Source organism: Phenylobacterium sp. (genome assembly GCF_031425575.1).
Classification (GTDB): Bacteria; Pseudomonadota; Alphaproteobacteria; order Caulobacterales; family Caulobacteraceae; genus Phenylobacterium.
On sequence record NZ_JANPJP010000041.1, the window covers coordinates 1 to 9,670 of the forward strand.

Annotated in this window: 9 protein-coding genes and 2 pseudogenes; 6 read left to right on the forward strand and 5 right to left on the reverse strand. The window is 66.9% G+C overall.

Translation table 11 applies throughout. The annotated features are described in order from the left end of the window. Together ilvC and RMO97_RS02065 are read right to left on the reverse strand one after the other, a co-directional pair. Window positions 1-906, reverse strand: a 906-nt coding sequence (gene ilvC / locus RMO97_RS02060; protein ID WP_310538896.1) for a ketol-acid reductoisomerase, incomplete at its 3' end; no start/stop codon positions are given. Between the two features lie 167 nt (window positions 907-1,073). Continuing rightward, window positions 1,074-1,862 carry an RcnB family protein gene (locus RMO97_RS02065; protein WP_310538897.1) on the reverse strand — a complete coding sequence of 263 codons (789 nt, stop codon included), beginning with the start codon at window positions 1,860-1,862 and terminating at the stop codon, window positions 1,074-1,076. Between the two features lie 130 nt (window positions 1,863-1,992). Here RMO97_RS02065 and RMO97_RS02070 point away from each other — a divergent pair, with 130 nt between their 5' ends. Beyond that, the gene (locus tag RMO97_RS02070; RefSeq protein WP_310538898.1) at window positions 1,993-2,535 is read left to right on the forward strand and encodes a DUF924 family protein; all 543 of its coding nucleotides are present in this window, start codon (window positions 1,993-1,995) and stop codon (window positions 2,533-2,535) included. Here RMO97_RS02070 and RMO97_RS02075 read toward each other — a convergent pair. Continuing rightward, complete coding sequence (locus RMO97_RS02075; RefSeq protein WP_310538899.1) at window positions 2,532-2,792, reverse strand: hypothetical protein; 261 nt, start codon at window positions 2,790-2,792, stop codon at window positions 2,532-2,534. The genes RMO97_RS02070 and RMO97_RS02075 overlap by 4 nt on opposite strands. Window positions 2,793-2,931: 139 nt before the next feature. Here RMO97_RS02075 and RMO97_RS02080 point away from each other — a divergent pair, with 139 nt between their 5' ends. Continuing rightward, window positions 2,932-3,780 (forward strand): thymidylate synthase, encoded by an 849-nt coding sequence (locus RMO97_RS02080; protein WP_310538900.1) that lies wholly within the window; start codon window positions 2,932-2,934, stop codon window positions 3,778-3,780. A 134-nt stretch (window positions 3,781-3,914) separates the two neighbouring features. Then, window positions 3,915-4,430 (forward strand): dihydrofolate reductase, encoded by a 516-nt coding sequence (locus tag RMO97_RS02085; protein WP_310538901.1) that lies wholly within the window; start codon window positions 3,915-3,917, stop codon window positions 4,428-4,430. Between the two features lies 1 nt (window position 4,431). Here RMO97_RS02085 and RMO97_RS02090 read toward each other — a convergent pair whose 3' ends face one another. Further along, a complete protein-coding gene (locus RMO97_RS02090) occupies window positions 4,432-4,866 on the reverse strand; it encodes a DUF29 domain-containing protein (protein WP_310538902.1) in 435 nt (144 codons plus the stop codon). A gap of 61 nt (window positions 4,867-4,927) precedes the next feature. Here RMO97_RS02090 and RMO97_RS02095 point away from each other — a divergent pair, with 61 nt between their 5' ends. Then, entirely contained in the window at window positions 4,928-5,839 is a 912-nt protein-coding gene (locus tag RMO97_RS02095) for an SMP-30/gluconolactonase/LRE family protein (RefSeq protein ID WP_310538903.1), read from the forward strand. Between the two features lie 65 nt (window positions 5,840-5,904). Continuing rightward, window positions 5,905-7,503 carry an acyl-CoA synthetase gene (locus RMO97_RS02100; RefSeq protein WP_310538904.1) on the forward strand — a complete coding sequence of 533 codons (1,599 nt, stop codon included), beginning with the start codon at window positions 5,905-5,907 and terminating at the stop codon, window positions 7,501-7,503. A 49-nt stretch (window positions 7,504-7,552) separates the two neighbouring features. On the opposite strand, the pseudogene RMO97_RS02105 reads toward RMO97_RS02100, so the two are convergent. After that, window positions 7,553-8,652: pseudogene (locus RMO97_RS02105) on the reverse strand (NADH:flavin oxidoreductase). Between the two features lie 189 nt (window positions 8,653-8,841). On the opposite strand from RMO97_RS02105, the pseudogene RMO97_RS02110 reads away from it, so the two are divergent. After that, window positions 8,842-9,670: pseudogene (locus tag RMO97_RS02110) on the forward strand (cytochrome P450); the annotation flags it as partial.

Sequence of the window (9,670 nt, forward strand, 5' to 3'; positions counted from 1 at the left end):
GAAGCTCGGCGCGCCGACCGCGTTCTCCTGCATGAAGTCCCGCACGAAACGGCCCGACTGGATGTCCTCCAGCACGCGCTTCATCTCGGCCTTGGTGTCCGGCGTCACGATGCGCGGGCCGGTCACGTACTCGCCGTACTCCGCGGTGTTGGAGATCGAGTAGTTCATGTTGGCGATGCCGCCTTCGTAGATCAGGTCCACGATCAGCTTCACCTCGTGCAGGCATTCGAAATAGGCCATCTCGGGCGCGTAGCCCGCCTCGACCAGGGTCTCGAAGCCGGCGCGGATCAGCTCCACCAGGCCGCCGCACAGCACGGCCTGCTCGCCGAACAGGTCGGTTTCGCATTCCTCGCGGAAGGTGGTCTCGATGACGCCCGAACGGCCGCCGCCGATGGCCGAGGCATAGGCCAGGCCGAAGTCATGGGCGTTGCCCGTGGCGTTCTGGTGGATGGCGATCAGGCAGGGCACGCCGCCGCCCTTCTGGTACTCGCCGCGCACGGTGTGGCCGGGACCCTTGGGGGCGATCATCAGCACATCGATCGAGTCTTTCGGCTCGATCAGGTTGAAGTGCACGTTCAGGCCGTGGGCGAACAGCAGGGCCGCGCCGTCCTTGATGTTGGGGGCGATCTCTTCGTTATAGATGCCGCGCTGCAGTTCGTCGGGCGCCAGCACCATGATCGCGTCGGCCCAGGCCGAGGCCTCGGCCACGCTCATCACCTTCAGGCCGTCGGCTTCCACCTTCTTGGCGGTGGCCGAACCGGGGCGAAGCGCCACCACGACGTTCTTCACGCCCGACTCCGACAGGTTCAGCGCGTGCGCGCGGCCCTGGCTGCCATAGCCTACGATGGCGATCTTCTTGTCCAGGATTCGGGCGAGGTCGGCGTCGCGGTCGTAGTAGACGCGCATGGTCATTCTCCTGAAGACGAAGGTCGCCACGACGTCGCGCAACGGCGCCGCAGCAAAGGCGGGGCTTTGCAGCGGAATTTTGCGCGAAGGTCAAGGCAAACGGGCGCTTACAGGACATTTCGTCCCGTGACGCCCCTCCCTCCCCTCACGGGGAGGGAGGGATCAGATCACCAGAAGACGCGGTGGATCACCTGGACCACGCGGCCGGAGAACATGTCCACCAGCATCACGTCGGCGCCAACGCGGACATATTCATAGCCGATGGGCGGGATCGGCAGGCCGTAGGACCACCAGTCGTTCAACCGGTACTGGCTGCTCCACCAGCTGCGCGGCAGCTGGTCGCCATAGCTCCAGCTGCGAATGTAGAAGCCTGACGGCGGGCGATAGGCGTAGCCGCGGTAGCGTTGATGACTACGGTAGTTGTGACCGTAGTGGCGGCGGTCGAACCGAGGGCGCTGCTGGTGACGGTCGGAACGCCAGTCGCCGTTGTTGTTCCAACCATGGCTGTTGGAGCCGTTGTTGTTCCAGCGCGGGTCGCGCTCGTGATGGCCATCCCGGTCATGGCGGCCGTCCCGGTCCTGACGTTGACCCTGCCAGGACTGCCCGGGACGCGGCCCCTCGCCGTCATTCCAGCGCTGGCCGTCGCGCCCCGCTTGCTGGCCCTCCTGCCCCGGCTGGCGCGACTGCCAGTTGGGATCGCCACGCCGGCCACCCTGGCGGCCCTGCGGTTGGCCCTGGGGCTGCGGCTGAGGCTCGGCCTGGGCTTGCGGCGTCTGGGCCTGGGGCGCCGGTTGCCGCTCCTGCAGGGACGGCGGCACGTTGCGCGAGCTGGCGCGCATCGCCGGATTGTAGACCCCGTCGCCGCGGCTCTCGCCGCCATTGTCCTGGGCGAGGGCTACGGTGGCCGTGGAGGCCAGCAGCACCAGCGCCAAGGCGCCCTTGATAACCGTCTTCATGTCGCTGTTCCCTGGCCGGACACGGCCGATGGCTGTCCCTTTAGCAAAGGTTAATGGCCGGGCCTGTGTGAACCGCGCTTGAACGGAATCCCCGGGGGTCCGACATAGGGGGCCATCCAGGAGGAGCGCGATGCCCGCCACACCGCACGACGTCACGGGCTTCTGGCGGACCGCCGGCTCCAAGCGGTGGTTCGCCAAGAACCCCAACTTCGACGCCGCCATCCAGCTGAAGTTCGAGCCGGTGCACTACATGGCCGCCCTGGGCCGCCACGACGCCTGGATGGCGACCGCCGAGGGCTCCCTGGCCCTGCTGATCCTGCTGGACCAGTTCCCCCGCAACCTGTGGCGCGGCACCGGCCACGCCTTCGCCACCGACGGCAAGGCGCGCCTGATCGCCCGTCACGCGGTGGCGACCGGCCAGGACCTGGAGATCGAGCCCCTGCTGCGGCCCTTTATCTACCTGCCCTTCGAGCACTCCGAGGACCTGGCCGACCAGGACGAGGCCGTGCGGCTTTGCACGGCGCTAGGCGATCCGGAGACCCTCAAGTTCGCCGAGCTCCACCGCGACATCATCCAGCGGTTCGGCAGGTTCCCCCACCGGAACGTCGCCCTCGGGCGCACGACGACACCCCAGGAACAGGCGTTCCTCGATGAGGGCGGGTTCGCCGGCTAGTTGAGCGGCGACTTCATTTGGATTTCCTGCAGCATTTTCTGGTCGGCGGCCTCGCGGGCGGCGAGTTCGGCCTGGTCGTAGCAGTTGCGCACGGAGACCCGGGAATTGGCCTTCTGCTCGTTGCGACAGACCATCTTGACCCGCCGCTCGCCGGGCTTAAGCGGGGCGGAAACGGGCACGCGCTGCGGCGCGGCCGTGGCGCCCTGGGTGGGCTCGGCGCCGGCAAGGGCGCTGGCGAACATCAAGGCTAAGAGCATCGACTTTCCCCCATCAGGAATTGCTCAACAGAATTCTACGTTTCTTCGCTCTCCGCAACTGGCGAGACGTCACGACACACTGTCTATCAAGGGCGAATCAGCACCGAATCGCCTCGCCCGCTGTCCACCGGCTGAACTGATGAACGCGCTCACCTCTGCCCGCCTGCCGCAAGCCGTCACCGCCCCGGAGCATCCGGAGCGGCAGTACCTCGATCTGCTGGCCGACATCCTGGAGAACGGCGTGCAGCGCGGCGACCGCACGGGCACCGGCACGCTGGGCGTCTTCGGCCGCCAGATGCGGTTTGATCTCTCCCAGGGCTTCCCCCTACTCACCACCAAGAAGCTGCACAGGAAGTCGATCTTCGTGGAGCTGCTTTGGTTCCTGCGCGGCGACACCAATGTCCGCTGGCTCCAGGAACGCGGCGTGTCCATCTGGGATGAATGGGCCGATGCCGACGGCGAGCTCGGTCCCGTCTACGGCAAGCAGTGGCGCTCCTGGACCGCGCCGGACGGCCGGGTGATCGACCAGATCGCCGCCGTGGTCCACAGCCTGAAGACCAATCCCGACAGCCGCCGCCACATCGTCTCGGCCTGGAACCCGGCCGAGATCGAGGACATGGCCCTGCCGCCCTGCCACTGCCTTTTCCAGTTCTTCGTCGCCGACGGCAAGCTGTCCTGCCAGCTCTATCAGCGCTCAGCCGACGTGTTCCTGGGGGTGCCCTACAACATCGCCAGCTACGCCCTGCTGACCATGATGATGGCCAAGGTCGTGGGCCTGGAGCCCGGCGAGTTCGTCCACACGCTTGGCGACGCCCACCTCTATCTGAACCACCTGGACCAGGCCCGCGAGCAGCTGGGCCGCGATCCCCTGCCCCTCCCGCGCCTGGAGATCGCCGACAAGGCCGACCTGTTCTCCTACGACTACGAGGACTTCAAGCTGCGCGGCTACAAGGCCCACGAGAAGATCAGCGCGCCGATCTCCGTATAAGCCCGCTCATCCCGGCGAAGGCCGGGACCCAGATGCATCCACCGCATTCCGGATTCCTGGCTCAGTCCTGACTTACGATCTGGATCCCGGCCTTCGCCGGGACGAGCGGGGGAGAGTCAGGTTATGAATTCCCCATGACACCGATCCTCACCGCCGGCCCCATCGCGCGCGCCTCCAATGGCGTCATCGGCCGGGGCGGCGAGCTGCCCTGGCGGCTGAAGACCGACCTGGCCAATTTCCGCGCCGTCACCATGGGCAAGCCGGTGATCATGGGCCGCAAGACCTGGCAGAGCCTGCCCAAGGCGCCCCTGCCCGGCCGCACCAATATCGTGGTCTCCCGCGACGGCTCCTTCGAGGCCAAGGGCGGCCTCGTCTGCGAGGAGCTGAGCGAGGCGCTGTCCATCGCCCGCGAGCAGGCCGAGGAGGACGGCCAGGAGGAGTATTGCGTCATCGGCGGCGCCTCCCTGTTCGAACTGGTCCTGCCCCGGGCGCGCCGCATCTACCTCACGCAGGTCCATGCCGACGTCGAGGGCGACGTGGTCCTCAAGGGCTTCGACGAGAGCCAGTGGAGGGAGGTCAGCGCCCAGGACCATCCGGCCGGGCCGGACGACGACCACCCCTTCACGATCCGGGTGCTCGAACGAGCCTGACCTAGCCGTCCCACTCCACGGGCTCGGTCATGGCCGCGTCCCAGTCGAAGGGAGACTCCGACGGAAAGGCTGTCTTGGGTCGCCTTGTTTCCCGCGCCGCCCGGAGGTGGGCGGTCTCATAGGCGTCGTTCAACAAGTCGCCGATCTGAGGCTTCAGGCTAGGATTGTCCCGCAGCACGCGCTGCGTCTCAACCCGCTGCTCGGCGACCGTCAGCGCCCAGCTTCTCGACCGCCGCTCCGGCTGGAATCGCCACTTCAATAGGTGGGTCAGGAGAATGACGAGATGGCTGCGAAGCTCGCTACGTTCCTGACGCCCCAAGCTCTCCACCTCCTCCAGCAGATTCTCCCAGTCGATCTCGTTCACGCTGCGGCGGCGCAGGGCGTCGGCCTGGTCCTGGGTCCAGGCGAAGAAATCGAGCGCATAGAGTTTCGTCATGGGACTGGCCTCACGCGGCGGAACCGACCCATAGTGGCAGAAAATCGTGGGGAGACGAAACATGGACATGCAGCTGGTGGCCGAGGGTTTCGCGTTTCCCGAAGGTCCCATCGCCATGAACGACGGCTCGGTGATCCTCACTGAGATCAAGGCCCAGCGCCTGACCCGCGTCACCCCCGACGGAACCAAGACCACCCTGGTGGAGACCAGCGGCGGCCCCAACGGGGCGGCCATCGGCCCGGACGGCGCCATCTACATCACCAACAACGGCGGGTCCTTCGAGTGGCTGGACAATGGCGGCCTGACTATCCCCGGCCCCACGCCCGCCAGCCACACCGGCGGCATGATCCAGCGGTTTGACCTGGCCACCGGCAAGCTGACCACCCTCTATGACTCCTGCGACGGCAAGCGGCTGGTGGGCCCCAACGACATCGTCTTCGACAAGTCCGGCGGCTTCTGGTTCTCCGACCACGGCTGCTCGACGCCGGAAGGCCGCAAGTTCGGCGCGCTCTACTACGCCAGGACCGACGGCAGCCACATCAGCCGCCAGCGCGACCACCTGATCTCGCCCAACGGCGTCGGCCTCTCGCCGGATGAGAAAGTGGTCTACCTGGCCGACACCAACCTCGGCCGCCTCTGGGCCTTCGACGTCGCCGAGGTGGGGGTGCTGGGCCCGCCCGCGGGCTTCGCGCCGGGCCGTGTCGTCGCCAACATGCCCGGCTACCAGCTGTTCGACAGCCTGGCGGTTGAGGCCTCGGGCAAGGTCTGCGTGGCCACCATCATCAATGGCGGGATCACCGCCATCGACCCGGACGGCTCCTACGAGCACTTCGCCTTCCCCGACTTGATCGTCACCAACATCTGCTTCGGCGGCGCCGACATGCGCGACGCCTGGGTGACCTGCTCGGCCACCGGCAAGCTGTTCAAGGCCCGCTGGCCCCGGCCGGGCCTGAAGCTCAACTTCAACGCCTGATCCGGCGCCCGACGACAATTCGACATCCGGCGCCATGAGCGACGGAGCGACAAGGGAGAGAGACGATGGCCTGGAATTTCGGAGACATCCTGGACGCGGTCGGCGGGGCGGTGCCGCCTGAGGCGCCCGCCTTCATCCATGGAGAAAGGGAGATAAGCTGGGGCCAGGCCAACCAGATCACCAACAGCCTGGCGCGCGGCCTGATCGCCCGCGGCTCCCAGCCCGGCGACAAGATCGCCATCTACATGCGCAACCGGCCGGAGTACCTGCTGACCGTGGCCGCCGGGTGGAAGGCGCGCCTGACCCACGTCAACGTCAACTACCGCTACACGCCCCAGGAGGTCTGGTACATCTTCGACAATTCCGACGCCCAGACCGTGGTCTATTCGTCGGAATTCCGGGACGCCGTCGCCGAGATCCGCCCGCGCCTGCCGGGTGTGAAGACCTGGATCGAGGTCGGTGAGACCACCGCCCCCTTCGCAGAGGCCTTCGACACCCTGGCCGCCGAGGGCAATGGCGGGCCGCTCGATATCCAGCGCTCGGGCGACGATCAGTTCTTCATCTACACCGGCGGCACCACCGGCATGCCCAAGGGCGTGATGTGGACCCACAACGACCTGCGGGAAATCACCCTGGCCCAGGCCCGCATGATGGGTCCGGTCCCGGAAACCCTCGAGGAGCTGGCCGCGGCCACTCGCACCGCCGGCCCCGGCGGTCGCATCCTGCCGGCCCCGCCGCTGATGCACGGCACCGGCCTGCTGACCTCGATGGGCGCCATGATGTCCGGCGGCTGCGTCGTCACCCTGGAGGGACAGACCTTCGACCCCGTCGAGCTGCTGGAGACCATCGACCGCCACAAGCCCCAATCCCTGGTCCTGGTGGGCGACAGCTTCGCCAAGCCCCTGCTCAACACCCTCAACGCCAACCCGGGCCGGTACGACCTCTCCAGCGTCGCGGTGGTGGTGTCCTCCGGTGTGATGTGGAGCCTGGAGGTCAAGCAGGGCCTGCTGGAGCACATGCCCGGCGCCATGCTCAGCGACGCTTTCTCCTCCTCCGAAGCGCTCGGCATGGGCGCCTCGATCATGATGAAGGGCGGCGAGGCCCCTACCGCCAAGTTCATGCTGGGCGAGCGCTGCAAGGTGTTCGACGAGAACGACGAGCCGGTGGAGCCCGGCTCCGGCGTCTCGGGCATGATCGCCATCAAGGGGCCAAACCCGCTCGGCTACTACAAGGACGACGAGAAGACCGCGCGCACCTTCCGGACCATCAAGGGGGAGCGTTATTCCATCCCCGGCGACTGGTGCCTGGTGGAGGCCGACGGCACGCTCACCCTGCTCGGCCGCGGCAGCGCCTGCATCAACACCGCCGGGGAAAAGGTCTTCCCTGAGGAGGTCGAGGAGGCCCTGAAGACCCACCCCTCCGTCGAGGACGCCCTGGTCATCGGCCTGCCCGACGAGAAGTGGGGCCAGTCGGTCACCGGTGTCATCCGCCTGTCGGAAGGCGCCAGCCTGAACGAGGACGCCCTGCGCGCCCACGTCCGCATGGCGCTGGCCGGCTACAAGACGCCAAAGCGGATCGTCGCCACCACCGAGGTGCTGCGCGCCAGCAACGGCAAGGCCGACTATCCGACCGCCAAGTCGATCGCCGAGACGGCGCTGGGGTAGCCGCTTTCCTTCTCCCGCAAGGGGAGAAGGAAACCGGTGGAATTGGGTCTTAGTACAGCACCGCCATGGCCGACCGCTCGAAGCTCTTCAGCTCGTCGTTGCGGCCTTCCTTGATCTTCAGCACCCACTCGGGGTCCTGCAGCAGGGCGCGGCCGACGGCCACCAGGTCGAAGTCGCCGCGGTCCATGCGGCGTTCCAGTTCGTCCAGCGAGGCCGGCTGCGAGGCCTCGCCGCCATAGGCCGCGATGAACTCGCCCGACAGGCCCACCGAACCCACCGAGATGGTCGGCACGCCGGTCAGCTTCTTGGCCCAGCCGGCGAAGTTGAGGTCAGACCCCTCGAACTCCGGCTCCCAGATCCGGCGCTGCGAGCAGTGCAGGATGTCGGCGCCGGCGTCGACCAGGGCGCCCAGCCAGGCCTCCATGGACTTGGGATCGTGGGCCAGGCGGACAGTGTAGTCCTGCTGCTTCCACTGGCTGATGCGGATGATCACCGGATAGTCGGGGCCGACGGCCTTGCGGACTTCCTTCAAGATGTCGGCGGCGAAGCGGGCACGTCCGGTCAGCTCTTTTGAACCGTAAGCGTCCTCGCGGACATTGGTGCCCTCCCAGAAGCACTGGTCGATCAGGTAGCCGTGGGCGCCGACAGTTCGATGGCTTCGAAGCCGAGCGCCTTGGCGTGGGCCGCGGCCTCGGCGAAGGCGCGGATGGCGTCGGCGACGTCTTCCTCGGACATGCCCTCGCCGAATTGCTTGTCGGGACGCGACAGGCCAGACGGGCTGTCATAGGGGCCTTTGGGCGAGAACTCCGGGTCGCGGGCGCGCACCGCGCCGACGTGCCACAGCTGAGGCGCCATCACGCCGCCGGCCTCGTGCACCGCGTCGATCACCCGCTTCCAGCCGGCCAGGGCGGCCTCGCCATGGAAGCGCGGCACCTTGGCGTCGTTCACCGAGATCGGCCGGTCCACGCCCGTGCCCTCAGAAACAATCAGCCCGACCTCGGCCGCCGCGCGGCGCTTGTAATAGGCCACCACGTCATCGGTGACGACGCCGCCGGGCGAGAACGACCGGGTCATCGGGGCCATGACGATACGGTTCTTGAGGTGCAGGCCCTTGTAGTCGAAGGGCTTGAAGAGGGCGTCGGCGGCCATGGGCGATCCAGTCAAACATCTGTTCGAGAAACGTCCGTTACAGCACGGTCGTGCGCTTTCGTCTGTATAGATTTTCTGCGCACCGGCCCCGTCCCGCTGGCGCGGCCTCTTGCCTTGCCGCTCAGCCTCAAGCATTCTCGTCTGAACAGTGATAAGATAGCCGCTCCAGACGGCTTCGGAGGACACCTGATGAGCGACGGCAACATCGACCTGAAGGCGGAAGCCAGGGCGCGCGCCTATTCCATGCCGCTTGACGACATCAACCCAACCGACGTCGAACTGTGGCGCACCGAGACCATGTGGCCCTACTTCGAGCGCCTGCGGAAGGAGGACCCGGTCCACCTGCATCCGCCTGAGCACCACGAGGACGGCGCCTTCTGGTCGGTGACCAAGTACAACGACATCATGGCCGTCGACACCAACCACGAGGCCTTCTCCTCGGAGCCGTCGATCACCATCTTCGACCCCAAGGAAGACTTCACCCTTCCGATGTTCATCGCGATGGACCCGCCCAAGCACGACGTCCAGCGCAAGACCGTCAGCCCCATCGTCTCGCCCCACAACCTGCAGATTCTGGAGCCCCTGATCCGCGAGCGGATCTGCAACACCCTCGACAACCTGCCGGTGGGCGAGCCCGTCGATTGGGTCGACCGGGTCTCCATCGAGCTCACCACCCAGATGCTGGCGACCCTGTTCGACTTCCCCTGGGAAGACCGCCGCAAGCTGACCCGCTGGTCCGACGTGGCCACGGCGGGACCGGAGTCGGGCCTGTTCAGCTCCGACGACCCCGAGATCGTCGAGGCCGAGCGGAAGATGGAGCTGTTCGAATGCGTCGACTACTTCAGCCGCCTGTGGGCTGAGCGCATCGCCCAGCCGCCCAAGGGCGATCTCATCTCCAAGCTGGCCCACGGCGAGGCCACCAAGGACATGGATCGCATGGAGTATCTGGGAAACCTGATCCTGCTGATCGTCGGCGGCAACGACACCACCCGCAACTCCATGACCGGCTCGGTCCTGG